The 26,307-nt window shown below is 39.9% G+C and carries 26 protein-coding genes; 17 read left to right on the forward strand and 9 right to left on the reverse strand.

The genetic code is table 11. The annotated features are described in order from the left end of the window. Positions 1 to 7: 7 nt before the first annotated feature. On the reverse strand, positions 8 to 805 hold the full coding sequence (locus JN11_RS06030) for a carboxylesterase family protein (protein ID WP_144910665.1): 798 nt from the start codon (positions 803 to 805) through the stop codon (positions 8 to 10). Positions 806 to 914: 109 nt separating this feature from the next. Further along, positions 915 to 1,871, reverse strand: a complete 957-nt coding sequence (gene trhO, locus JN11_RS06035; RefSeq protein WP_144911329.1) for an oxygen-dependent tRNA uridine(34) hydroxylase TrhO — start codon at positions 1,869 to 1,871, stop codon at positions 915 to 917. Between the two features lie 240 nt (positions 1,872 to 2,111). On the opposite strand from trhO, the gene kbl reads away from it, so the two are divergent. The 8 genes from kbl to creD all read left to right on the forward strand — a co-directional run bounded on the left by kbl (position 2,112) and on the right by creD (position 8,209). Beyond that, on the forward strand, positions 2,112 to 3,302 hold the full coding sequence (gene kbl, locus JN11_RS06040; RefSeq protein WP_144910667.1) for a glycine C-acetyltransferase: 1,191 nt from the start codon (positions 2,112 to 2,114) through the stop codon (positions 3,300 to 3,302). A gap of 40 nt (positions 3,303 to 3,342) precedes the next feature. Continuing rightward, complete coding sequence (gene pheS, locus JN11_RS06045; RefSeq protein ID WP_211360678.1) at positions 3,343 to 4,377, forward strand: phenylalanine--tRNA ligase subunit alpha; 1,035 nt, start codon at positions 3,343 to 3,345, stop codon at positions 4,375 to 4,377. Then, a complete protein-coding gene (locus JN11_RS06050; RefSeq protein WP_144910673.1) occupies positions 4,374 to 4,787 on the forward strand; it encodes a Rieske (2Fe-2S) protein in 414 nt (137 codons plus the stop codon). Before pheS ends, JN11_RS06050 begins: the two co-directional genes overlap by 4 nt. A gap of 88 nt (positions 4,788 to 4,875) precedes the next feature. Beyond that, positions 4,876 to 5,457, forward strand: a complete 582-nt coding sequence (locus JN11_RS06055; RefSeq protein WP_144910676.1) for a TetR/AcrR family transcriptional regulator — start codon at positions 4,876 to 4,878, stop codon at positions 5,455 to 5,457. A gap of 178 nt (positions 5,458 to 5,635) precedes the next feature. Continuing rightward, entirely contained in the window at positions 5,636 to 6,283 is a 648-nt protein-coding gene (locus JN11_RS06060; protein ID WP_170227698.1) for a hypothetical protein, read from the forward strand. Beyond that, positions 6,280 to 6,585, forward strand: a complete 306-nt coding sequence (locus JN11_RS06065) for a winged helix-turn-helix domain-containing protein (protein ID WP_211360679.1) — start codon at positions 6,280 to 6,282, stop codon at positions 6,583 to 6,585. The genes JN11_RS06060 and JN11_RS06065 overlap by 4 nt, the downstream gene beginning before the upstream one ends. 21 nt (positions 6,586 to 6,606) lie before the next feature. Continuing rightward, complete coding sequence (locus JN11_RS06070) at positions 6,607 to 6,816, forward strand: hypothetical protein (protein WP_144910679.1); 210 nt, start codon at positions 6,607 to 6,609, stop codon at positions 6,814 to 6,816. A 52-nt stretch (positions 6,817 to 6,868) separates the two neighbouring features. Continuing rightward, positions 6,869 to 8,209, forward strand: coding sequence for a cell envelope integrity protein CreD (gene creD / locus JN11_RS06075; protein WP_144910682.1), 1,341 nt, complete (start codon positions 6,869 to 6,871; stop codon positions 8,207 to 8,209). A gap of 80 nt (positions 8,210 to 8,289) precedes the next feature. Here creD and JN11_RS06080 read toward each other — a convergent pair whose 3' ends face one another. Continuing rightward, positions 8,290 to 8,583, reverse strand: coding sequence for a hypothetical protein (locus JN11_RS06080; protein ID WP_144910685.1), 294 nt, complete (start codon positions 8,581 to 8,583; stop codon positions 8,290 to 8,292). Between the two features lie 413 nt (positions 8,584 to 8,996). Here JN11_RS06080 and rlmD point away from each other — a divergent pair, with 413 nt between their 5' ends. From rlmD to JN11_RS06100, 4 genes are all read left to right on the forward strand, one after another. After that, positions 8,997 to 10,403: a 23S rRNA (uracil(1939)-C(5))-methyltransferase RlmD gene (rlmD, locus tag JN11_RS06085; RefSeq protein WP_144910687.1), complete on the forward strand. Its 1,407-nt coding sequence runs from the start codon at positions 8,997 to 8,999 to the stop codon at positions 10,401 to 10,403. A gap of 71 nt (positions 10,404 to 10,474) precedes the next feature. Then, a complete protein-coding gene (locus tag JN11_RS06090) occupies positions 10,475 to 10,873 on the forward strand; it encodes a hypothetical protein (protein ID WP_144910689.1) in 399 nt (132 codons plus the stop codon). 49 nt (positions 10,874 to 10,922) lie between these two features. After that, positions 10,923 to 11,192: a hypothetical protein gene (locus JN11_RS06095; protein ID WP_144910692.1), complete on the forward strand. Its 270-nt coding sequence runs from the start codon at positions 10,923 to 10,925 to the stop codon at positions 11,190 to 11,192. 66 nt (positions 11,193 to 11,258) lie between these two features. Next, a complete protein-coding gene (locus JN11_RS06100; protein ID WP_144910695.1) occupies positions 11,259 to 11,768 on the forward strand; it encodes a phosphoribosyltransferase family protein in 510 nt (169 codons plus the stop codon). A gap of 79 nt (positions 11,769 to 11,847) precedes the next feature. Here the strand turns inward: JN11_RS06100 and JN11_RS06105 are convergent, their stop codons facing one another. The 4 genes from JN11_RS06105 to JN11_RS06120 all read right to left on the reverse strand — a co-directional run bounded on the left by JN11_RS06105 (position 11,848) and on the right by JN11_RS06120 (position 18,574). Beyond that, on the reverse strand, positions 11,848 to 14,391 hold the full coding sequence (locus JN11_RS06105) for a TonB-dependent receptor domain-containing protein (protein WP_144910697.1): 2,544 nt from the start codon (positions 14,389 to 14,391) through the stop codon (positions 11,848 to 11,850). 151 nt (positions 14,392 to 14,542) lie between these two features. Further along, positions 14,543 to 15,046 (reverse strand): TlpA family protein disulfide reductase, encoded by a 504-nt coding sequence (locus JN11_RS06110; RefSeq protein ID WP_144910700.1) that lies wholly within the window; start codon positions 15,044 to 15,046, stop codon positions 14,543 to 14,545. Between the two features lie 42 nt (positions 15,047 to 15,088). Further along, positions 15,089 to 16,105: a Gfo/Idh/MocA family oxidoreductase gene (locus tag JN11_RS06115; protein WP_144910703.1), complete on the reverse strand. Its 1,017-nt coding sequence runs from the start codon at positions 16,103 to 16,105 to the stop codon at positions 15,089 to 15,091. Between the two features lie 48 nt (positions 16,106 to 16,153). Beyond that, positions 16,154 to 18,574 carry a zinc-dependent metalloprotease gene (locus JN11_RS06120; protein WP_144910705.1) on the reverse strand — a complete coding sequence of 807 codons (2,421 nt, stop codon included), beginning with the start codon at positions 18,572 to 18,574 and terminating at the stop codon, positions 16,154 to 16,156. A 188-nt stretch (positions 18,575 to 18,762) separates the two neighbouring features. Here JN11_RS06120 and JN11_RS06125 point away from each other — a divergent pair, with 188 nt between their 5' ends. Continuing rightward, positions 18,763 to 19,182, forward strand: a complete 420-nt coding sequence (locus JN11_RS06125) for a response regulator (RefSeq protein WP_144910708.1) — start codon at positions 18,763 to 18,765, stop codon at positions 19,180 to 19,182. On the opposite strand, the gene JN11_RS06130 is transcribed toward JN11_RS06125, so the two are convergent. After that, positions 19,179 to 19,949: an MBL fold metallo-hydrolase gene (locus tag JN11_RS06130; RefSeq protein ID WP_144910711.1), complete on the reverse strand. Its 771-nt coding sequence runs from the start codon at positions 19,947 to 19,949 to the stop codon at positions 19,179 to 19,181. The genes JN11_RS06125 and JN11_RS06130 overlap by 4 nt on opposite strands. A gap of 118 nt (positions 19,950 to 20,067) precedes the next feature. Here JN11_RS06130 and recJ point away from each other — a divergent pair, with 118 nt between their 5' ends. The 3 genes from recJ (at position 20,068) to JN11_RS06145 (ending at position 24,144) form a co-directional block, all read left to right on the forward strand. Continuing rightward, complete coding sequence (recJ, locus tag JN11_RS06135) at positions 20,068 to 21,771, forward strand: single-stranded-DNA-specific exonuclease RecJ (protein WP_144910714.1); 1,704 nt, start codon at positions 20,068 to 20,070, stop codon at positions 21,769 to 21,771. A 96-nt stretch (positions 21,772 to 21,867) separates the two neighbouring features. Beyond that, positions 21,868 to 22,614, forward strand: coding sequence for an LPS export ABC transporter ATP-binding protein (gene lptB, locus JN11_RS06140; RefSeq protein WP_144910716.1), 747 nt, complete (start codon positions 21,868 to 21,870; stop codon positions 22,612 to 22,614). A gap of 9 nt (positions 22,615 to 22,623) precedes the next feature. Then, complete coding sequence (locus tag JN11_RS06145) at positions 22,624 to 24,144, forward strand: GH3 auxin-responsive promoter family protein (RefSeq protein ID WP_144910719.1); 1,521 nt, start codon at positions 22,624 to 22,626, stop codon at positions 24,142 to 24,144. A gap of 35 nt (positions 24,145 to 24,179) precedes the next feature. Here the strand turns inward: JN11_RS06145 and folP are convergent, their stop codons facing one another. Next, positions 24,180 to 25,031, reverse strand: a complete 852-nt coding sequence (gene folP / locus JN11_RS06150) for a dihydropteroate synthase (protein WP_144910722.1) — start codon at positions 25,029 to 25,031, stop codon at positions 24,180 to 24,182. Between the two features lie 100 nt (positions 25,032 to 25,131). Between folP and JN11_RS06155 the strand changes: the two genes are divergently transcribed. Next, the gene (locus tag JN11_RS06155) at positions 25,132 to 26,304 is read left to right on the forward strand and encodes a BT_3928 family protein (protein ID WP_144910724.1); all 1,173 of its coding nucleotides are present in this window, start codon (positions 25,132 to 25,134) and stop codon (positions 26,302 to 26,304) included. The last annotated feature ends 3 nt before the right edge of the window (positions 26,305 to 26,307 follow it).

The following is a 26,307-nucleotide window of genomic DNA, read 5'->3' on the forward strand; positions in this document are numbered from 1 at the left end:
GAGCTAATTACTTATTGTGTGAAAATAACCAGGGAATAAGCAAAGGTTCAGCAAAAGCATCATTCCAGCTGTTATGGTCATCGTTTGGATAAAGAGTATATTTCGGTTTACCGCCAGCCTCTTTTATCGCTGCCACTATTGATTCAGAGTGTTCATAAGGAACAACGCTATCCTTTTTGCCATGAAATATCCATAATGGTACTTTTTTAGCATATTTCTTTGCATTCAGCGTATTATCGCCTCCGCAAATAGAAAATGCAGCAGCAAAAACGCCAGGTCTCCGTCCGATGATCTCCAACGTACCCATCCCACCCATGGATAGGCCGCCTATATAAAACTGGTGTTTATTTACATAAGGTTTATCCAACAATTCATCAACAAAACCCAATAAACATTGCATGGTCTTTGTTGGTGGCGCATCAGTTTGAAAAATAAATTTAAGCTTTTGTGTGGTAGAATCCTTTTGTATTTTAACGTCAGACCAATAAGATGAAGCCGAACATTGCGGATAAATTACAATGGCTGCATATTTCTCTCTGATGGTATCCTTTAAAAATAATTCTGTCCCGTATTTAAGCTGAGCTTCATTATCATTTCCGCGCTCTCCGGCGCCGTGCAACACCAGAATTACCGGGTATTTTTTTGATGGATCGAAATCAAGCGGAAATAAAATGCGGTAAGGCAGGGTATCCCCTTTTAAAATATATGAGCCACGGTCAAATGGGGATTTTTTTTGTGCCCTTAACAATACCGGAAGTATCAAACATATTAAAAGCGCCAAAAACGGGAGTTTGTATTTTATCATAAATCAGGGTTAAAATATCTTAAAGCTAACTAAAATTACTTTTAATAGTTTTTACAAAAGAATAATTAAAAACAAACAGCGACTCAAAGTTTCGCGTCGCTGTTATCTATTATTCTGTTAAAACCTTTGATTTCTTTGTGACATTAATCGGTTGCGGTATCTTCACGTAGTAGCCCGTTCCATCGTATACCCTTTTGCGGGGATGTTCTTTACAAGCATCACTACAGCATCCTTCCATTTTTTCACCGCATTCGTCACATTGCGTAAAATGCTCATTACACTCCGGATTGGCACAATTGATCATCTTGGGAGTAGTTTTTCCACAATTAAAACAGGTTGATATAATTACCGGGTTCACACTATTTACCTCAACAGACAAGCGATTATCGAAAACATAGCATTTACCTTCAAAATCTTCACCGCCTGCATCTTTACCATATTTAATAATACCACCATGCAATTGGTACACGTCGCTAAATCCTTCGTGCAATAACAGGGCAGAAGCTTTTTCGCATTTGATACCGCCGGTACAATAGGTAATTACCTTTTTGTCCTTATACTGAGCAAGCTCATTTATTTTTGATGGAAAATCTCTGAAGTTTTCAATATCAAGCGTAATGGCATTTTTAAACTTGCCTAAATTATGCTCGTAGTTCGAGCGTACATCCAGTATCACCACGTCATCGGCATCTTTCATCGCCAAAAAATCTTTTGCTTCCAGGTGTTTGCCTGTTTGTATTTGTGGGTTGATCATTTCCGGATCACGCAGGCCCGAGTGCACTATTTCTGATTTATAGCGCACATGCATTTTCACGAAGGATGGTTCATCAACTTCATCAATCTTAAAATCAATAGTTGCAAAACGCAGGTCGGTATGCACCGTATCCATATAAGTTTTGCAAGCCTCTGCCGTTCCCGAAACCGTGCCATTTAAACCTTCGGTAGCTACAATGATACGCCCCGTGAGGCCCAAACTTTTGCAGAGTTTTAAATGATCAGCAGCAAACTGCTCCCCATCGTCTATCGTTGAATAACAATAGTACAGTAGTGTATTATACTTTTCCATAAAATCATTGATACTGCTGTAAACAGTGTTAAATGAGCCGCAAAAATACAGATTATTTTTGATTTCGGAATTCGGATGTTCGATTTCGAACTTAATGGTTTTAAGGTTCATTTTTGATATCCTACAATTCTGCAAATTCTGGTTCAGACAAATAATTCAGAAATCAATACAAATCCGAAATCGAACATCCGAAATCCGAAATATTAGGTAATTTTGCACTTTCTTAAAATTCCACAAATTATGTATAATACACTGAAGCCTGTTTTACAACAGGAGCTTGCCGAAATTGAAAACGCCGGTTTATATAAAAGAGAGCGGATCATTATTTCACCACAGGGCGCTGATATTGAAGTGCAGGGTGGTAAACAGGTAATCAATTTTTGCGCTAATAATTATTTAGGATTATCAGCACATCCAAAAGTTATTGCGGCAGCAAAAGAGGCAATGGATACACACGGATACGGATTATCATCTGTTCGTTTTATTTGCGGCACTCAGGATATACATAAAGAACTGGAGAAAAAAATCGCCGAATTTTTAGGTACCGAAGATACCATTTTATACGCTGCTGCATTTGATGCTAATGGCGGTGTTTTTGAACCTTTATTTAACGAGCAGGATGCCATTATTTCTGATGAACTGAACCACGCTTCCATTATTGATGGTGTGCGTTTGTGTAAGGCACAACGTCAGCGTTACAAACATGATGACATGGCCGATCTGGAAGAAAAGTTAAAAGCTACTGCCAGTTGCCGTCACCGTATCATTGTTACTGATGGTGCTTTCAGCATGGATGGTACAATTGCGCAGTTAGATAAAATTTGCGCCCTTGCCGAACAATATAATGCTTTGGTAATGATTGACGAGAGCCATTGCTCAGGCTTTATGGGTAAAACCGGTCGTGGCACGCATGAACATCATAACGTGATGGGCAAAATCGATATTATCACCGGTACTTTAGGTAAAGCTTTGGGCGGTGCATCAGGCGGTTTTACATCAGGCCGTAAAGAAATTATTGATATGCTGCGCCAGCGTTCACGCCCATATTTGTTTTCAAATACCCTTGCGCCATCAATAACCGGTGCTTCCATAGCAGTATTAAACATGCTGAGCGAAACAACCGACTTGCGAGACAAGCTAGAAAGCAACACCCAATACTTCCGCAAAAAAATGACCGAAGCAGGCTTCGATATTAAACCGGGTGTACACCCAATTGTGCCGGTAATGCTGTATGATGCCAAACTGGCACAGGAGTTTGCCGCAAAAATGCTGGATGAAGGGATCTATGTAATCGGGTTTTATTATCCGGTAGTTCCGCAAGGCAAGGCACGTATCAGGGTACAGATCTCTGCCGCCCATAACACTCAACATCTGGATAAAGCCATTGCAGCCTTTACTAAGGTTGGAAAAGAGCTGGGCGTACTTAAATAACCTGCATTTTTCTTAAATTTGCAGCTGCAACACTATTATAATGCAAGAACAAATAGATCAATATACCGCCGAAATAAACGCTTTCACCCCTGCTAATGCAGATGAACTGGAAACGTTTCGCATCAAATTTTTAGGAACCAAAGGAATTATTAAAGACCTTTTTGAAGAGTTTAAAACCGTTGGCCCTGAAGAAAAACGCACTTTCGGTAAAGTACTTAACCAGTTTAAACAACTGGCCGAAGCAAAATATAATGAGCTAAAGGAAAGCCTTGGCTCCGAAATAGAAAATACGAAATCCGAAATTGATCTTACCTTGCCTGGTGATGGCTTTGCTGTAGGCTCACGTCATCCATTGTCATTGATAAGAACGGAGATCATTGATATTTTTAAAAGGCTAGGCTTTGTGGTTGCTGAAGGTCCGGAGATTGAAGACGACTGGCATAATTTCTCTGCTTTAAACTTCCCGGAAGAACATCCGGCAAGAGATATGCAGGATACTTTCTTTATCAAAAAGAACCATGGCACGGATGATATTGCATTGCGTACCCATACCTCATCGGTACAGGTTAGGATGATGGAAAATGGTAAACCACCATTCCGCGCTATTATGCCTGGCAGGGTGTATCGTAACGAGGCTATTTCAGCCCGTGCGCATTGCTTTTTCCACCAGATAGAAGGTTTATATATTGATGAGAACGTTTCATTCTCTGATCTGAAGCAAACACTTTACCACTTTGTACAGGAACTTTATGGCGAGGGTACACAGGTACGTTTCAGGCCATCTTATTTCCCATTCACCGAACCTTCGGCCGAAATGGACATCTCCTGCACCATCTGTAAAGGAGCTGGCTGCAATATGTGTAAATATACCGGCTGGGTTGAAATTTTAGGTTGCGGCATGGTTGACCCTAATGTTTTGACAAACTGTGGTATTGATAATCAGAAATATACCGGTTTTGCCTTTGGAATGGGTATAGAAAGAATTGCTAACTTAAAATATGTTATACGTGATCTGCGTTTATTCTCTGAAAACGACGTACGTTTTCTGAAGCAATTTCAGACAGAGATCATATGAAAAAAATAATTTTACTTTTAGCTGTATCCTTAACTTTCTTTTCGTGCGGAAAAGATGCGGGAGCTATACCCGACGTGGCCGTGAACTTTCAGGCAGCATTAACTGATCCGCGGCTTGCTGCCTTAAATGTACCCGGTGGAGCTGTTTTAATAGCTGGATACGGTGTTGCCGGGCTTATTCTTTATCGCGAAGCCGATGGCAGTTATGCCGCTTATGACCGTTGCAGCACCTATATGCCACAAAACCACTGTGCCGTTACCCTCGATGCCGGTAATTTTACCTGTACCGATCCTTGCAGCGGATCAAAATTCTCGCTCATTGACGGCACCCCAGTAAAGGCTCCTGCAACTAAGGCTTTAAAGGCATATAATATTGTAGTGAGTAATTACGAAGTTTACGTGTCCAATTAATACCGCAACAGGTTATCTGTTTTCAACATCACGTATATGGTATAGTATAAATGTGAGTATTTTTGAGATATTTGTATCTCATTGATACATGGAAGCCGATAAAATAAAAGATAGTATTAAACGTGCCGCGCAGGACCTTTTCCGCAAATTCGGTTATCATAAAACCAGCGTTAACGAAATTGCAAAAAAGGCTAAAATAGCAAAGGCCACCATTTACAAATACTTTGAAAGCAAGGAGGATGTTTTACACTCCCTGTTGATGGATTATATAAAGGTAAGTGTTGACGATCTGATACATAGCAACACACCCGAAATGGATGAAGAAGCACATTTAAACGTGCTGATCATGAAAACCTGCCGGTTGAGCTACACCATTTGCAATGAATTTATTGGTTGGGATTTTATCCGCGAGTCAGCCAATTCGCAGGATTTTTTAAAGAACCTTTCTAACGAACTGGAAGAAATGCTGGTGAATGCATTTTCTCAGTTAAGCGATCTGCGCAAGCAGGAAAACTACCTGCAACGCCTTCGTTTTTTAATTAAATGCAGCAAAAGCATCGTATTTAGCTTCGCTTTTACCTCTGTAAGTGATTCCGATGTTCGTAAAAATTTTGTTTCATTTCAAAAAGAGATACTGCCATACCTGGTAAAGGCGGCGATTACGATTTGATGTTGAAATTCGGATATTCGATTTCGGATTTAATTATTTTACTATTTAGTCTTTCTGATTATTACAGGCAAATTCCAATCATTCTTAAATTCTATAAATTCGAGTTCAGACAGTAATTTCAAAATTATTTGCATTATCCAAACATTATTATTTACTTTGAATAACAAAGTACTTTTAAGTGAAAGAAAACGAAATACAGGACGAACTTTCAACCATCCGCAACCTGATGGAACGCTCGTCAAAGTTTATATCCCTTAGTGGGCTATCCGGAATCTTAGCAGGGGTTTACGCCTTAATCGGGGCTGCAATAGCTTACCGTTTTATCTACTCCAAAATTTCGGAGATCCCTCCTGATTTTGACCACGATTTAACAAAAGCTTTTTTTTATGATGGCGATATTCACACAGCCACCCTATTTTTGTTGTCAGTCGCTTTTGTAATATTGATAGCGTCAATCGGCACAGGTATTTATCTTACTGCTCGCAAAGCAAAGCAAAAAAGCCAACCCATTTGGGGCAATACCAGTCGCGCATTATTATTTCACCTAGCTACACCCTTAATTACCGGTGGCTTATTGATCCTGGTATTTATCAGTCCTGGGTACTATGGTGTTATTGCTCCGCTTTGCCTTATCTTTTACGGGTTGTCGTTGTTTAGTGCCAGCAGTTTCACTTTTACCCTGGTAAAATACCTTGGCCTGTGCGAAATAATTTTAGGCCTCATTAATGCTTGTTTACCCACTTACGGATTATTATTTTGGGCCATTGGTTTCGGCGTGCTGCACATTGTTTACGGCACTATAATGCATTTTAAATACGACAGGTGAAAGTTCCCTTCGAAAAATTAGATAAAGCCTTTGAGAACCGCCTGCGGTTGCAGATCATGAGTGTACTGGTGGTGAATGACCGCTATGACTTTAACTCACTTAAAGAATTGCTGGATACAACAGATGGCAACCTTGCATCGCACCTGAAAGGATTGGAAAAGGAGGAATATATTGTGGTACACAAGGCTTTTTTAGGCCGCAAGCCTAATACCACTTATGAATCGACCGAAAAAGGAAAAAAGGCTTTTAAGCAGCACCTGGATGCTTTGGAACAGTTAATTAAACAGCAGAAAAATAAATAGTGACCATTTAAATTTAAAGCGATGGACAAAAATCAATTACTACACATTGTGAGGTATGCAACCATGAGCGGCAATATCCTGATCATTTTCTGGATACTTTTTAATGCCATGTACGAGGGATTTAAAGGTACCCTTCCCGAAAAAATTTCCTTTATTGTAGTGATAAGCCTTTTGGTAACCAATACCTGGTTGTTATTGAATAAAGCAAAAAACACACAAAAGCTAAACTAATTTTTTTATCCATTTACTTTGAAATGCAAAGTACTTTTAAAATAACAAAAACATGACAGAACAATCAATTGAAAAGCACAACAAATGGTATCAGGATTCTATTTTAATTAAGTCCTGTGTTATCACTATCCTAATTTTAGTTTTACTTATCCCATCGGTATGGATTCAGGGTCTTATAACGGACCGTGAGGGTTATCAGCAGGACAATATTAATAGTGTATCTGATAAATGGTCGGGTAAACAGCTCATAAATGGGCCTGTATTAATGATTCCATTTAAAAAAGAAATCACAGTAACAAATAGCGACAATAAAGCGATCACACATGAAGTAATACAAACTTTGTACTTGCTGCCACAAAACCTGAAAATTAAAGCTGATATTAAAACACAGTATTTTCAATATGGTATTTATGACGCAATCGTCTATAATTCAAAGGTGGGCATAGAGGGAAGTTTTGATAAACCAGATTTAAACCAGTTGGGTATTAGCAGTGATGCAATAATGTATGATAAAGCACGCCTTGTATTTGGTCTGTCAGATCTGAAAGGGTTAAAGAATAATCCTTCAATAATTATTCAAGGTCATCAATTTACACCCGAACCTGCAATTGATGACAAACTACCATTCGACAAGGGATTGCAGGTTAACTTTGAGCTTCCTAAAGACCAAAGTTTTACTTTCAGTTATCAGCTAGACCTGAAAGGCAGCAATGAGCTTAATTTTTTACATACCGGCAAAACAACTGATGTTGAAATTAATAGCGATTGGAGCAACCCTGGTTTTAATGGTCGCTATTTGCCCGATACACGCACTGTTTCGCAAACCGGATTCAATGCCAAATGGCACCTGCTTTATTACAATCGGCCATTCCCGCAACAATGGGTAAATGATAAAACAATTTTAAATAGTAATAAAGAAGTAAAGGAAGCCCTTTTTGGTGTAAAGCTACAGTTGCCCATTGATCAGTATCGTAAAATACTCAGGACAACCAAGTATTCAACACTTATTATACTGCTTACTTTTGTGTCATTGTTTCTTACGGAACTTATCAAAAAGCAATCCATTCATTTATTCAACTATATTCTTATTGGTGCAGCAATGGTTGTTTACTATACCCTATTGCTATCATTTAGCGAACAAATAGGATACAATTATGCATATCTGCTTGCTTCTGCATCAACCATTATATTAATTTCCTTGTTTACATCTTCGCTATTAAAAAACAGAAATGTAGCAGCATTATTTGCTGTAATACTTACGGTCTTTTATGGCTTTATCTTCATCATTATTCAGTTGGAAGAACTGTCTTTACTGTTTGGAAGTATTGCATTGTTCGTTGTTGTAGCTATGCTGATGTATTTCTCAAGAAAAATTAACTGGAATAACCACTAAACCTGAAACATGGCGGGGGAAGTTATTCCCTGCCTGTTTTTTAAATTAGCTACTTACCTAATGGCCATTAATACATTTGCTTACAGCTTAAAAGTTTGGTTAACCAGCATTTCAATTGCCCCAATATCATTCTTGGTATTTCTATTTTGCACTGATCCCCCGAACTTTGAAAAGGACTTAATCGGTTCGTTGTCTGCCATAATTTTGATGCATTTAGTTATCATTCTTCTTGAATTTATTTTTTCTTTCATTACCTGGTTAATTTTCTGGCTAACCATATACCTGATTACAATTTCTTCAATCCAAACAAAAAATAAAATCTGGGCAATTTTCATTGCCGGCATTTGTTTGAGTACAGCTACGGGTTTAGTCATGTCATCAGCTGGCTTTTTCGGGTCTGACTATACATTATTGTCCTTAACAGCGGGCAATTGCGTTTGTATCTGATTAGGAACATGGTATTATAGATCGACTATTATCCAAATTGATATTTAAAAATTATTTCAAAATACCATTTTGGTTTTTGGTATATATTTACGTAATTTGTTATTATTAAAAGCACAAATCTATGAGTACTGAGCTATTAGAATTTTCAGACATGATAGATGAGCAATTTAATTTTACAGAATTACAAATAGAGGACGAGAACTTTTGGGAATTGGTGGTAAACCTGTTTATTTAATTGCTGAACTATTAAGCTGTGGTCGCCTTAAAAAAGGCGGGTAAAATGCTTTTGCTCCTTCCCTCCCATTTCACATTCAATAAATACCCTTAACTTTGCAGGCTGATGAATAAAGCTGCTAAAAATAAGTTTTTTGAAAACGTAACGATTATTGACATAGCCGAAGAAGGCAAAGGCGTAGGTAAAGCCGATGATTTTGTACTTTTTGTAGATAAAGCCATACCTGGTGATATTGCCGACGTGCAGGTTTATAAAAGCAAAAAGAACTTTGGCGAAGGTAAAATAACCGAACTTAAAAAACCATCCGAATACCGTACCCAACCATTTTGCGAACACTTTGGCACCTGCGGTGGCTGCAAATGGCAGCACATGACTTATGAAGCGCAGTTAAAATTCAAACAAAAATCAGTTACTGATGCACTGGGCCGCATAGCTAAGATCGATGTGGATGGCATGCTGCCGATACTTCCCTCGCCCGAAGATAAATACTATCGTAACAAGCTGGAATATACTTTCTCCAACAAACGCTGGCTGTATGATGGTGAAAGCCGCGATAATGAAGAGCTGAACATGAATGCCCTGGGTTTTCACATCCCTGGTCGTTTTGATAAAATATTGGATGTAAACCATTGCTGGTTACAGGCTGAACCTTCAAACACGCTAAGAAACAGCATCCGCGAGTTTGTGATAGCCAACGGCTACAGTTTTTACGATCTGAAAGCACATAGCGGTGCTTTGCGTAACCTTATTGTCCGCACTTCATCAACCGGCGAAGTGATGGTGATTGTAGTTTTTGGATATGCAAATGAGGAAGAAGTAAATAAGCTGATGGCGTTTATCGACAAAGGTTTCCCGCAAATTACTTCGTTGCTGTATATCATCAACCAAAAAAAGAACGATACCATTTTTGACCAGGATGTAATTGCCTATAAAGGCCCTGAATATATTTACGAAGAAATGGAAGGCATCCGTTTCCGCATCGGGCCAAAATCATTTTACCAAACCAACTCTGTACAGGCCCTGCACCTTTATGAAATAACCCGTAATTTTGCTGATTTTAAAGGCAATGAGCTAGTATACGATCTTTATACCGGCGCGGGCACTATTGCTAACTTTGTGGCCCGTAAGGTGCGCGAGGTGGTGGGTATTGAATATGTACCTTCTGCTATTGAGGATGCTAAAATCAATTCGGCTATTAACAATATCACCAACACCAAATTTTATGCCGGTGATATGAAAGATGTACTGGCACCTGATTTTGTGGCAGCAAACGGCAAACCGGATGTGATCATTACCGATCCACCGCGTGCAGGCATGCACCCTGATGTGGTTAACCGCCTAATGGAAATTGAAGCCCCTAAAATTGTTTACGTAAGCTGCAATGCCGCTACACAGGCCCGCGACCTGTTGGTATTAAAGGAAAAATACGATACTGTGAAAATACAACCGGTCGACATGTTTCCACATACCCAACACGTGGAAAACGTGGTATTACTGGTCTTAAAAGGTTAATAGTTCATTATCAATTGCAGTATAACAATTCAATCAACAAATCTGTTTAATCTTATAAATCGGCGTTCATAATGGAACCGGAAGAATTACTTAACGAAGAAAGAAATAACGAGGGCGCAAAAAAGGAAAGCCCGCTGCTGAGTTTGGAGAAAGATCTGAAATTCTTTAACGAATCTATCCGTGAGGTGTCAGTAGAAATTATGGTTGAAGGACTTTCTGCCTATCCTATCTTTATAGCCCACCAGCATGAACTAAGCTTAGGTGAGATGATCCTTAACCGTTATGACCTGAATACCGAATGGAGCATCCATGCCTCTACCCTGGAAGAGTTTGTAGAAAAAGGCGTAATTAAAGAAATACTGAAGGACCGCTTCATCAATTCGTACAAAAACCCGCACGACTTTATGTGCGTATTTGTAGTGACTCCCGAAGGTGCTAATTTTGTTTATTATCCTTACGTGAAGGAATAATCCCAATATGGACTATTTCATTATTCTTTTAGTGTACCTTTTATATCTAATGGCATCCTTTTATTTCAGGATAAAAATGATCAGGTTAAAATCACCCTGGTTGGTATTTTTATTTGTGATACTCTATTTTTATGCTACCTATTTGTATTTTGATATACTTAATGAAACTCATCAAACATTAAGAGATCATCATATTTATATTGATTTTGGACATGCTTCGTTATTATTAGTAATCGCTTTTTTAATTTGTATGATAACAGGTGTTATTACAACCATTAGTATTATCACAGCAAGAGCCAATAAAAAAATCTCCAATTAAAGAAATCTAAATAAGCGGTACTTTCTTCATTTATCATTAATTTTAGCTTTTTAACGTTTTAGCAAAATGACTGAAAAACATCTTCTCATATTAAACCACCAGCAGATACAGCAAAAGATTGACCGTATTGCCTACCAGATACTGGAAGATAATTTTGATGAAGAAGAGATCCTGATTGCAGGTATACTTCCCAGCGGTGATAAAATTGCGCATCGCATAAAAGACATCCTGGATGGAATTGCTCCCTTTAAAAGTAAATTTATTGGCATTGAGCTTGACAAGCAAAGCAGCAGCCTTAAAGCAACTATTGATTTTGATGTAAATGATTGCAGCAACAAAGTGGTTATTTTGGTTGACGATGTATTAAACAGTGGTAAAACCCTTGCCTATGGCTTTGGTGTTTTCCGTGATGTACCACTCAAAAAGCTTCGTACAGCAGTTTTGATTGACCGCAACCATAAAAAGTTCCCCATGATTACCGATTTTGCCGGTATGGCCCTCTCCACCGTATTAAAAGAACATGTAGATGTTGTGTTGGATGAAGAAGGTGAAGAAGATGGCGTTTATTTAAGATAACCTGATAAACATTTCGACCTAAATAAAAATGGCCCGTTGATTTATTCAACTGGCCATTTCTATTTAAATGTGATTGTTTTTATCCTTTACCCCCGGCAGGTTTGCCACCAGCTGGTGCACCACCGCCTTGGCCAGGCGAACCAGCATCATCAGGATTATCCTGTTGCTGATCCTGTGGCTGGTCTTTATCTTTATTCTTGTTGCGTTTTTGCGGAACACCGTTATTGCCAAAACGATAAGCCAGGGTTACTACGCCTGTACGGGTATTAAACCTCCTGTCCGACACCTGTGTGGCATTAATTTCGGGGCTAAAGTTAATATCCGATACATATTTGCGGGTATTAAATATATCGCGCACATTGGCACTTAAATTTAGCTTCTTGGTTAAATCGTAGCGTACGCCACCATCAACACCATATATGGCTTTCATAGTTCCCTGTGGAATTACCTGCGGTGCCTGGTAATCAGCACGGATCTGGATGCCTAATTTTTTTAGCGGCTTTATGTTAGCGGTAATATTACCATTCCATGAATATCCCGAAGTAGTAGCAATACCATAGGTAGGGTCACCCACAATGTATTTGTAGTAAATATTCAGGTTGGCAGTTAAATCAAGCAATGAACTTGGGCTCACCTTAGCAATCAACTCGTAACCTGCGTTTGATGCACTTTTTATATTCTGGTATTGGGTTAATGTAGTATCCAGATTATGCGGTGTAAGTGGCGTGGTTATTTGTTGTATGTTATCCAGCGTTAAACGATAATACAATGCCGAAGTAAGGGTAACTGCTTTCCAGTAGTTAATGTAGCTTAGCTCAAACGAGTGCGTATCCTCAGGTAACAAGTATGGATTACCCTGCTGATAGTTTAAGCGGTTACTCTCATCAATAAATGGTGATAACTGCCTGCTGTTTGGCCGGGTTACACGTCTGCTGTAACTTAGTTGCAGTGTTTGATTTTCAGACAATTTATCTGTCAGGAACAAGCTTGGATATACCCTGAAATAATCTTGTTTGTGGTTGGTAGTAGCACTATCAACAAGCTGAGTACGGATATTAGCATCTTCGATCCTTAAACCACCCTGAATACTGAATTTTCCAAAATCGTGCTGATAGTTGGTATAAACAGCATTAATATTTTCCTTATAAAGAAAGTCGTTCGACAAAAACGGGTTGTAATCATAGTTACCGGTAACTGTATTCAGCGTATCAGAAATGTAATTGGTATTGTTGTTATTAATGGTACTCCTTAAACCCATTTCCAGTTTACCATTCGTTAAAGGCAGTGTGAAATCTGACTGTGCAATATAGTTATGTTGCCAACCATCGGTAGTATTGTGTTGTACCGAATTAAAGGTCGACGCCGGGTAAAAATACTCGTAATCACTATTTAAATTATCAAAGTTATTGTTTTTATCGCTCGAGTAACCTAAGGTAGCGGTCCATTCCTCGCCTTTTTTCTTGTATTTATGGTCAAAATCTAAAGTGAAGTCAAGGTTGGTACCATGTCCGTTAGATAGGTTATTTTGGTCGATACGCTGTAATAACGAGTCGTTAACAATTGAAGTATTACCGTACTGATCACGGTAGCGGTTACGAATATTGATATTATTGGTAAAGCTGATGGTTGTTTTTGGATCGATATTAAAGTCGATACCGCTGCGGATATTCTGCCCTTTAAAAGTAAAGCTTTGGTTAGCAGTCTGATCCTGTGTTTGTATCGAACCATTATCCAGAAAAGTAGTTTTATCAACCGAACCATTTCCCACACGATCGCCCTGGCGATAGCTATAATTAGTATAAACATTAATATTTTTATTCTGATAGGCGATATTAAACGTGCCGTTATAGGTATGCTGCGTACCTGCAGACGCTGATGCACTGCCCGTAAAGCCTTTCTGAACATTCTTTTTTAATACGATATTGATGATGCCTGAGTCACCTTCCGAATCATATTTAGATGAAGGGTTGGTAATTACCTCAATGGTTTCGATAGCACTTGCAGGGATTGACTGCAGGATGTCTGCAAGATCGCCACCTGTTAAGGCTGATGGCTTTCCATTAATCAACACTTTTACGTTTGATGATCCGCGAAGGCTCACATTACCATCCACATCCACCTGTACCGATGGTACATTGGTTAACAGATCGGTGGCTGAACCTCCCTGGCTTACCAGGCTCTGATCAACATTAAATGATTTTTTATCAAGGCCCAACTGTATCTGGCTCTTTTGTGCCGATACCACTACCTCTTTAAGCAAACTGCCTTTGCCCTGGCGTAATTTTATATTACCAAGATTAATAACTCTTTTTGCTGGGGTAATTGCAATACTATCTTTTAAATAAGTTAAATAGCCAACGTAAGAAGCACGCAGCAAGTAAAAACCATTAGGTACCCCTGTAAGGGTAAAACCACCATTAAGGTCGGTTTGCATGCTTTGCACCTGTTTATTGTCGGCTTTGTTAACCAAGGTTACGGTTGAGAGTTCAAGCGGCTGACCATTGGCGCCATCCACCAATTTACCCGATATGGTGCCTCCTGTTGCTGCCTGTTGTGCATTAGCAGCAAAAAATGAAAATAATAAAAGGGTGTAAAAAACTAATTTGTATAAGGTCAATTTCATGCCGCAAAAATCACCTTTTTTTATTTTATAGCCTACAGCCTAAGTGTAACTTATTTGATAAAGAAACCGGCACTTAGTAAATATTCTATTACTTAAAAAAGGATGTTAGCCTTGATCTTTTCAAAGCTAACTCCCTTTAATTTCGATTTATTTATAACTTTTTCGCTGCATCAGCAATCTCATCTGCCTTAGGTGCCTTATCAAAATATTTCACCAGTTTATGGTTTTTGTCATACAAAGCAATATAAGGTGTAGTGCGAACCTGGTAAAAACGTTGTACCACATAGGTATATCCTTCGGTACCTACCGTAAAGTTGGGGTATTTTTTCAAATCAAAATCGCGGTAAAAAACCTGCGATGCTTTTAGCGGCTCAGCAAAGGTGATCATTACTACCTGCACGTTTTTAAAGTCATCCATTTTAGGCTTCAGCTCATACATTAAATGCTGGCAGTGGCTGCAATCGGGCGAGAAATAGATGATCATTACGGCCTTGTTCTTTTTTAAATTGGCTGGCGTATTATAAACACTATCAGTTGTTAAAATATGGTATGGCGGGATAGTAGCCGGCGGCGTATAAGATGGGGGATTAGTTGATTGCGCATTCGCACAGCCCGCAGCTATTATGAGGCCGAAAAAGAATAATAGTTTTTTCATTGTTTTTATTTGAATTTCAGTTGAGGCATAGTTACGATATTTTTAAGCTTCCAGCAATTCCATTTGCCAGGCAATATGCTCTTCGAATACGGGGTATAACGCATTATTGCGGATAGTATGATATATATCATTAAATAAATCTGTATAATCACCTTTTGGCGCTTTTAGTAATTCTTCGCATCTTTTGTTTGCCAGGTCCATTATAACCAGCTTACCATCGCTGCCTTCAGGTTCCCAGCCATAAGCCGGGTCAGTTGGGAGCATGCCTTTATCCAGCTGGGTTTCCTGTACATCGCCACGTTCTTTGCTAAATACCCCTTGAGTACCTTGCACAACAAAGCCCGGCAAAGCTTCAGCCAATAGAAGCCCGGCAGTTAGGTACACATTTAGCTGGTTGGGATATTTAAGGTGATAATTAAAATAATCAGGCACCTGTGATCCATCGCGGTAAATACCAGTTGTTTTGGTAAAGCTCAATGGCCTGCCAAACAAACTGATCGCATTATCAATCAGGTGCGATCCCAAATCATATACCACCCCATTGGCCGGAGTTGATGCAGTTTCCTTAAAAGCTTTCGGGCTAATAGCTCTTTTAAACCTGTCCATCCGGAAAGTAACTTCAATCAGCTGACCAAGCCTGCCGCTTTCAATTACCTGTTTGGTAAGTACAAAACCACTATCCCAACGGCGGTTATGGTAAACCATTAAGTGTCGGTTTACTTTCCGGGCCAGATCAAACATCTGTTTAACCTCGGCACCTGTTGCTGCGGCAGGTTTTTCAACTAGTACGTGTTTACCGGCATTTAGCGCTTTCATGGTAAAATCAAAATGGGTATTGTTGGGTGTATTTACAATAACCAGTTCAATTTCATCATCAGCTAATAACTCATCTATACTATTATAGCTAATAACATCCGGATAGCGGGTAGCTGCTTTCTTTTCGTGCCGCTCTACAATAGCCTTAAACTTAAAGTTTGGATTGGTACTCACAAACGGTGCATGGAATATCCTGCCCGACATACCGTACGACAATATTCCTACTATAATAGGTGCTGACATAGTTTTTTTCTGTTTTTGTATTTATTGAAATTCAATCGGATTTCAAAATCACTCCCCTATCGGACTTCCATCCGGCATAGGCAGCACTGGCGAGGGCTTAAACTTAGCCGGGTCTTTCTCAAACTGGCTAATCTGCTCCAGTCCAAAAAGCAAATTAGCTTTATGCTCACCTGATGAGGCTTTAACCGAATTGATCATCCAGCTTTTCAGGTTATCAATTTCCAGTAAGCCTATGCTGCCTACACTTTCGGGGGCGCTGTTATCCGCTGCCAAAGTAAGCAATTGTTTTAAAGTTAAACCGTTTACCAGGGCTTGTAACTGACCTTTGTAACCGCTTTGTTGCGGTGCTTTCCAGGTTTGAGCAATCAGTTTATCCAAAACCGCAATTAGTCCTGGCTGTGCGTTATCCCTGGCGTGGTATTCTACCAACCTTGCAGCCCTTTCCGGGTTAAGCATAAAGGCTAGTGTAGTACCTGCCGATGATTCAGCTGCTGCAATAGGATCGAAAGTAAGTCCGGTATGTGATTTAAACAGCTCGCGGGTACGTGGATAATCCACAGGGCGCGGTGGTATTTTTTCAATCAGCTTTTCAGGGATTGCCAATGCATCAGGGCTGATAGTCGCCATCAGGGCGTTAAAGGCTTTCCATTGTTCTGCCGGTGCTATAAATTTGGTGGTTATCTGTCCATCATTCTTAATGGCATAAGTATAGTAAATACCACCAAGCATTTTTGAGGCAGCCTCTACCTGGTAACGTTGCAACAGGTAAATAGGCACTAAGGCTTCTTCAATAGTAGCCATAGGTGCATCCTGCCTAATGGCTTTTTCTGAGAAGTTATCCAGCAAATGCTTACGAATCCCCATCAGGCGATTCAGTTCATCTGCTGCGTTGGTGCCATTATCCCACAAATGGGCTAGCGGATGTGCGCTGCCCGCGGGGCGGGCGTCTTCATCAGTAATAAATAAATGCCCTTGTTTAAGCGTATTGCTCATAATATCTTTCAGCGCAGCATCTTCATCAGTCCCTACAGGAAAATCCTGGTAGCCAAATAAAATGGCTCGTTTATCCCAGCTACCAATTTCAGTAGTATAAGCCTTTGAAAGATCGATACTACCATCATTATTTAAGGCTACATAAGGTGGCGGATAATCCATTACTGAAGAACGGTTGTTGGTACTGGCGACAAAGTTATGCTGCAAGCCAAGTGTATGCCCTACTTCGTGTGCTGCCAGTTGGTGCAAACGGGCAATAGCCAGTTTCATCATGGCATCGCTTACAGGTTTACCATCTTCATAAGGTTGTAAAAGACCTTCGGCAATCAAAAAATCCTGCCTGTCGCGCAGGGAGCCTAATGATACCTGCCCTTTAATAATCTCGCCTGTGCGCGGGTCGGTAATAGATTCACCGTATGACCATCCCCTTGTAGAGCGGTGCACCCATTGAATGATATTATAGCGAATGTCCATCGGATCAACATCTTCGGGTAGTAACTTCACCTGGAATGCATTGATATAGCCGACAGCTTCAAACGCCTGGTTCCACCACGAAGCACCTTCTATTAATGCTGTTCGTACCGGTTCGGGGGCACCGCGATCAACATAATAAACAATGGGTTGTACAGGTTCGCTCATAGCAGCCGTCGGGTCCTTTTTTTGCAGGCGATGGCGGGCAATAAAGCGTTTAACAATAGGCTGATCCATCGGCGTAGCATAATCCAGGTATGATATATCAAAATATCCCGAACGGGGATCAAACTTGCGTGGTTTATAATTGCCGTCAGGTAGTTTAATAAATGAGTGATGCATACGCACTGTAACGGCATCCGGATCGGGCGTTACCGAACTTATCTCCCCTCCCTTAGCTTTGCCTGTTAGAGTTATTGTCGCCTCAAACTCCGAATTATCAGGAAAACTTTTCGTATTAGCCAAATAAACTGCCGAGCGCGATTCATCTTCATTATAACTACCCTGATTACCACTATTTAATCTATAAGCAATATGGTGGCTATCACGAAGCAAAAACGGAGTAAAATCAATCAGTACTTTATCTCCATCCTGGGCCTCGGCTTTAAAGCCCCAAATTACCGATTGGGCAAATGCCTCTTCAACTGATTTGCGTTCATCGGCATTGTTACTTACCGCCCTGTAAGCATAATTGGGCTGTATGAGTAATATTTTAGGGCCACTTTTAATAAACTTAACAATGCGGCTATTGCCAATTTGCCCCCGGTCCAAACCCAAATCATTTGAACCAATTCCTGAAGGCAGAGAGTTAACATATAGAAACTCTGAGTTAAAATTATCAACTTCCAGCAGTATTCGGCCGGTTTTCTCGTCCCAGTAAAAATTAAAATAGCCTTTATACTTGGTAAGTCCTTGTGTTTTTAAATCAATTTCATTCGTTTTTTGGCCTTTAGCCGCTATAAACAAGCAATTTGCTATAAAAAAGAGTAAGATTATTTTTTTCATATATGGGTATTGCAATACTCAGTCTAAAATATTACTTTTAATTAGTAATTTCCAATTAATTGGCGGCTATATTAAGTTCACCTGCCTAATAGAGTTTCCAATTCCCTAAAGCTCTATTGCAGTAACATTTTAAATAGCTGAAAACTTTTATAATTTCGAGCCGTATAAAGAAATCTTAAATACAAAACATGAATTTTAATAACAGGGCTGTTAGTGTTTTACTTGTTGATGATGATGAAATAAATAACTTCATCTCCATAAAACTAATAAAGAAAGCTTTATTAAATACGGAGATTATGGCTTGTCTGAACGGTAAATTCGCTATAGAGCAACTACTTGAAATTCAAAAGAAAGACCCTAATAAACTTCCTGATTATATCCTGCTCGATATTAACATGCCTATTATGAACGGATGGGAGTTTTTGGATGAGTACAAACGACTCAATATTGATCCTTTGGGTAAGTCCAAGATCTTTATCATCTCCTCTTCAGTATTTAGTAATGACATAAATAAGGCCCGCTCTTACCCACTGGTGAAAGATTTTATATCAAAACCGCTTAATGTCGAAAAAATTATTGATCTTTTTAAAGTAGAGGACCCCGCTTAAGCAGGATCAATCTTAAAGTGATCATCCAGATAGCTTACTTTGCCAACTGATAAAGATTTGGTATGATAGAATAAGCAGGTCCAGCCTTCTTCAGCAGCTATTTTTCCATATTCTTCGCGCAGTTGCATTGCTTTACGGCCATCAAAATCATACTTGGCTATAAATTTACGGATCAGTTGCTCTGGTTCAGGAAGCTCATCGCCACCAAAAAATACTTTATCACTGCCTTTTTCCAGCCAGAATACCTGGTGAAAAGGACAATGGCCGCCTGATAATTCATACCTGATATCATTTTGCAACTGACCAGAACCATCAACAAAATTGATATTGACACGATTAACCAATGCCTCGAATATTTCTTTATGGTATGATGATGACTTACCACTCATTCCAAACTCCCATTCGCCCTTTTGTATAACGTGCTCTGCCTGCGGAAAGCTGGGTACCAGTTTACCATTATGCTCCACTACCAAACCTCCGGAGTGATCATAATGCAAATGCGACATTAAAACTAAAGTTACATCCTCCGGCTGAAAACCAGCCTTACGGATATGCCGGTGAATAATGAGTTCGCCATCTTTATTTTTATAACCCAACCCGGTATCCAGTACAATAAGGTCGGTATCGGTTTTAATTAAAAATGGATTTACATGTATAAAAAGCGAAGCCGGGCGTTCACGATAGTTGTCTGTTTCGGGATTAAAAGGAATAAACTTCTTGGTTGCATCAACCGAATATGATCCCTCGCCTAAAGCAAAAATCTTCATTAATCTGTTATCTTTCTAAAAATCAAGTCATACATTAAAAACAATATTTCATCCTTCACAATTCCCTACTCACTAATCACAATTTCATCTATCTTTACTGTTTTTATTACACAAAGATATGAATAAACGGTGGTCTGTAAGGGATAAGGCTGATGATGGAGAAGTAAGTGCATTGGCTGCCGCCCTGAATATTGATTCCGTTTTAAGTACTTTACTGATACACAGGGGCATTAAAGATTATGATGCCGCAAAGCTTTTTTTCAGGCCCGATCAGCGGCACCTGCACGATCCATTCCTGATGAAGGACATGGAGAAAGCAATTTTACGCATCGAAGCTGCCATTGCTGCAGGCGAAAAGATTTTAATTTATGGCGATTATGATGTGGATGGCACTACCGCCGTTTCTGTGGTATATGGCTTTTTTAAAAACTATTACGATAAACTGGAATATTATATTCCCGACCGCTATTTAGAAGGATACGGTATTTCCACCGCCAGTATTGATTACGCTGAGCAAAATAACTTCAAGCTGATTATAGCGCTTGATTGTGGCATAAAATCGGTTGATAAGGTGGCTTATGCCAACACTAAAGGCATTGATTACATTATTTGCGATCACCACCTACCCGGAGCAGAATTACCAGCCGCCGTAGCTATATTGGATCCCAAAAGAGATGATTGTGAATATCCTTACCAGGAATTATCAGGCTGTGGCATTGGTTTTAAACTGATACAGGCATATACCGAAAAAAATGATATCCCATTTGAAAATATAACCCCATACCTTGATCTGGTTGCCATAAGTATAGCTTGCGATATTGTACATATAACCGGTGAAAACCGTGTACTAGCTCATTTGGGTTTGCAAAAAATAAACACCAACCCCTGCATCGGTGTTAAAACACTGATGGATGTTGCTGGTCGGGGAAACTTTTATACCATTTCAGATGTGGTTTTTTTACTGGGTCCACGTATTAACGCGGCCGGGCGCATTGATGATGCCAAGCATGCGGTTGAATTGCTGATTGCAGCGGATGAAGAAACAGCTAAAGAAAAAAGCGAGCTTATAAACGTAAGGAACATCGAGCGTAAAGAGCATGACCTATCTATCACCGACGAAGCGTTGAGCATTATTGATAATGATGATGTCCTGATTGGCCGGAAATCAACCATGGTATTTAATGAGAATTGGCATAAAGGGGTTATTGGCATTGTTGCTTCACGGCTAACTGAAAAATATTACCGCCCCACTATAGTACTTACGCGGTCAAACGGGCATGTGGCGGGTTCTGCACGCTCTGTTTTAGGATATGATTTGTATGAGGCTTTATGCGGATGCAGTGACCTGTTGATTCAGTTTGGAGGACACAAATATGCAGCCGGCCTTACCATGCATCCCGAAAATGTGGAAGCCTTTATGGCCCGCTTTGAAGAAGTAGTGAGTTCGACCATAAAACCCGAACAATTAATACAACAGATACAAATTGACGCAGAATTACGTTTAAGCCAGGTGGAACCTAAATTTTTCAGGGTACTGAACCAGTTTGCACCGTTTGGGCCCGAAAATATGTCACCGGTTTTCCTAAGTAAAAATGTGTATGTTAGCGGTAGCGCAGGATTGGTAGGCGCTAACCATATTAAAATGACCGTAATACAGGAAGGATCTCCGGGGTTTGATGCAATAGCGTTTAACCATGGTGAATATCTTTCCCAAATAAAAAAAGATGTACCTTTTGATATTTGTTATTCTATTGAAGAAAACGTTTGGAAAGAGCGGCGCACTATACAATTAAATATAAAAGGGATTCGATTTAATGACTAGTGGTTGGAGATTAGAGATCAGGAAGAAGAAAATAATATTAAAAACAATAACCTCAATCGGTGAAACCAGATTAAATCGGTGTAATCGTACAATAAAATGATTCTAAGAGCAGATAATTTATTAAAAAAATATAAGCAGCGTACCGTTGTAAATGATGTATCATTCAATGTAGCCCAGGGTGAAATAGTGGGTTTGCTGGGGCCAAACGGCGCAGGCAAAACAACATCATTTTATATGATTGTGGGTTTGATAAAACCTAACGAAGGGCAGATATTTTTGGATGATGAAAATATTACTACCGACCCTATGTATCGCCGGGCACAAAAGGGAATCGGTTACCTGGCACAAGAGGCTTCAGTGTTCCGTAAACTATCTGTTGAGGATAATATAAAAGCGGTGCTGGAAATGGGTAAAATGAGCAAGGAGAAGCAAAAGGATAAACTGGAAGAATTGATTGATGAATTCAGTTTGCATAAAGTGCGCCGTAATCGCGGAGACCTGCTTTCGGGTGGTGAACGCCGCCGTACCGAAATTGCAAGGGCACTGGCCGCCGAGCCTAATTTTATTTTGCTGGATGAGCCATTTGCCGGTGTTGACCCTATTGCGGTAGAAGAGATACAAGCCATGGTTGCTAAGTTAAGAACGCGCAACATAGGCATTTTGATTACCGACCATAATGTACAGGAAACCTTATCTATTACAGACAGGGCCTACCTGCTTTTTGAAGGGAAAATATTAGAATCAGGTGTGCCCGAAGTGCTGGCGGCTAATGAATTGGTGAGAAAGGTTTATCTGGGTGCAAACTTTGTATTGAAGCGAAAAACTTTTGACCATATCAAATAGCAAAAGCTTATGACCATTTTCAACTCTGTTTTTACCTGGTTCATGAAAAAGCGCATTCATCAGATTGAGCTTTTTATGAAATACCCGAACGAAGTGCAGGAGGAATGGTTTGAACAACTCATATCAGGTGCCGAGAAAACAGAATGGGGTAAAAAGTATGGCTACAAAAGCATTCTGAGTTTGAATGATTTTAAGGAACGTGTACCCATTCAAAATTACGATTCATTAAAGCCCTATATTGAAAGGATGCTACGGGGCGAGCAGAATGTTTTATGGCCCTCAGAAATCCGCTGGTTTGCCAAATCATCAGGCACCACCAGCGACAGGAGTAAATTTATCCCGGTAAGTGAAGAGGCGCTGGAAGAATGCCATTTTAAGGGCGGTAAAGATCTGCTTACCATCTACTTTAATAATAATCCTAATGCCCGTATGTTTACGGGTAAAATATTAACACTGGGTGGCAGTCACCAGGTGAGCCAGCTTAGTCCGGATACTTCTTTTGGTGATCTGTCCGCCGTACTAATGAAAAACCTTCCGCTGTGGGCCGAATTTCACCGCACCCCACACATGGATATTGCCCTTTTGGAAGATTTTGAGGAAAAGATTGAAAAAATGGCCTATGCCACCAAAGACGTTAATGTAACCAGCCTGAGCGGCGTACCTACCTGGAACATCTTACTATTTAAACGCATCCTGGAAATTACCGGCAAAAAAAACCTGCTGGAAGTATGGCCCAATCTGGAGATGTATTTCCATGGTGCAGTAAACTTTACTCCTTATCGTGAGCAGTTTAAAAAGCTGATTCCTAAGGATGATATGTATTACCTGGAAAACTACAATGCCTCCGAAGGTTTTTTTGGGATACAGGATACCCGCGAACCCGGCGAAATGTTATTGATGCTTGATTATGGCATTTTTTACGAATTTCTACCGGTGGAGAATGTACTGAAGGAAAATCCTGAAACATTGACCCTTGATGAAGTAGAACTGGATAAAAACTATGCCCTCATCATCAGCACTAATGCCGGCCTTTGGCGATATATGATTGGCGATACTGTTAAATTCACCTCGCTTTCACCGTTTAGGATACAGGTAACCGGCCGCACCAAACATTTTATTAATGCTTTTGGCGAAGAGCTGATTATTGATAATGCTGAGCGTGCACTGGACGAAGCCTGTCAGCAAACCGGTGCTATTATCCGCGATTATACCGCCGCCCCTGTTTATTTTAATAGCGATAGCAGCGGTGCACATGAATGGATTATAGAATTTGAAAAACGCCCGGCCGAATTTGAGCGTTTTATTGATATAATGGACGAAACCCTGCGCCGTGTTAACTCCGATTACGATGCCAAACGCTTTAAAGACATGGCCCTGCGCCGTCCTATTGTTCAAAATGCGCCTAAAGGCACTTTCTTTAACTGGATGAAAGAGCGTGGTAAAATTGGCGGTCAGCATAAAGTACCCCGCCTGGCCAATAACCGCGAATATGTGGATGCTATTTTAAAGGTAATGGAGTTGGTTGGATAGATATTGGATATCCTTCACTTTAAAAAGCAAAGAAACTACTGACACCTTTCCCAAATCTTAACAGCCTCTACAGCTTCTTTAACATCATGCACCCTTAAAATATTGGCACCTTTTGCCAGGGCTATGGTATTTAGGGCAGTGGTACCATTCAGTGCCTCGGCGGCGGTAATGTCCAATGTTCCGTAAATCATTTTTTTGCGGGATATACCTATAAGTATTGGTAGTTGCAATAAGTTAAAATCCTGCAGGCGGTTCATTAAAGCATAGCTGTGCTCCCGCTTTTTGGCAAAGCCAAATCCGGGATCAATAATTACATCATGCACACCCAACTGCTTCAGTTCATAATATTTATTGGCAAAGTAGTCGTAAACCTCAGCAAATACATCTTCGTATTCCGTTTGCTGCTGCATGTTTTGGGGCGTACCGCGCATGTGCATTAAAATATAAGGCACCTGCAAACGGGCAACAGTAGCAAACATATCAGCATCCAACTGGCCGCCCGAAATATCATTAATAATATGCGCACCCGCTTCCACAACAACTTCGGCAACCTTCGCTCTAAAAGTATCTATGGATAAAATGGCTTCCGGAAATTGCTTCACAATAGACTCCACAACAGGCAGCAAACGATCAGTTTCTTCCTGCACAGAAATATCTTCAGCACCCGGGCGCGACGAGTAAGCACCAAGATCTAAAAAATCAGCGCCCTCGTTCAGCATCTTCTCTGCTTGTCGCAACGCTTCTTCAGTGCTTGGTTTTCTGCTGCCTGCGAAAAAGGAATCGGGGGTGAGATTAATAATCCCCATCACTTTAGGGCTACTTAAATCGAGCAGCTTGCCGCCTGCATTTAAAGTTGCCTTTTTACGAAAAAATGTATCTTTAGTCACGAGTTGTTACTATGTTTAGAGCTGAAAATGTTGAAACGTTATTTAATAATTTAACCTTGCAATATTCCAACTTTTCAACGTTACAACATTTTAATATAAAATGAAAGACAAAATTAACAATACACCCGCTGCCTGGTGGGTTTGGGCTGCAAGAATTTTTGTAGGACTACTTTTTATTTTTTCGGGATTAATTAAAATTAACGATCCGCTGGGCTTTTCCTATAAGCTGGAAGAATATTTTGAAGTATTCCATATCACATTTTTAGATGGGCTATCGATTATTATAGCCGTTGTATTATGCTCACTGGAAATCATTTTAGGCTTTGCCTTACTGATTGGTGTACGCCCGGTTAAAGTAGCCTGGGGGTTATTATTACTAATTATCTTTTTTGCGTTTCTAACCTTTTACTCTGCCTTTTTTAAGGTGGTACAAACCTGTGGTTGCTTTGGCGATGCCATACCGCTTACCCCATGGCAATCATTCAGCAAGGATTTATTTTTGCTATTGCTCATCATTGTTTTGTTTATCAACCGGAAGAAAATTCAGCCGGTATTTATTGCCAAAACGGGCGATCAGTTATTAATTGCAGCAACCGTTGTGTCATTAGCAATCGGCTTATACACTTACAACTTTTTACCTTTTATTGATTTTTTACCTTATAAAATTGGCGCTAACCTTCCGGATGAAATGAAAACGCCTCCGGGTGCCCAGCCTGATCAGTTTGAGCTAACCTACAACCTAAAAAACAAAAAAACACACGAAACCAAAGTTATGACCGATGCCGATTACATAAAAACAGGTATCTGGAAAGATAATGACTGGGTGGCAATTGGTCAGTCAGAAAGCAAGTTGATAAAAAAGGGTTTTACACCTAAAATTGTTGACCTTTCTATTCAGGATGCACAAAAGAATGACTATACCAAGGAGTTGCTATCTAATCCTTTTTATAACCTGATGATTGTGGCTTATGATCTGGACAAAACAGATACTGCTGCTATAGACAGGTTAAATGCCCTGGCCATCAATTTAACCGAAGGGTATAATATCCGCACAGTATTACTAACCTCTAACGCGGGCCCATACGCAGAGGCATTCAGTAAAAAGCACCATTTAGCTTTGGAGATTTTTTATGCTGATGAAGTACCACTAAAATCAATGGTACGCGCTAATCCGGGAATACTGTTATTAAAGAACGGGACGGTGATTAATAAATGGCATTATCATTCTATACCTAAATACGATGAACTGGTGAAACAATACTTTGGTAAATAAACT

The sequence above is a fragment of the Mucilaginibacter frigoritolerans genome, from assembly GCF_007830615.1.
Lineage (GTDB): Bacteria > Bacteroidota > Bacteroidia > Sphingobacteriales > Sphingobacteriaceae > Mucilaginibacter > Mucilaginibacter frigoritolerans.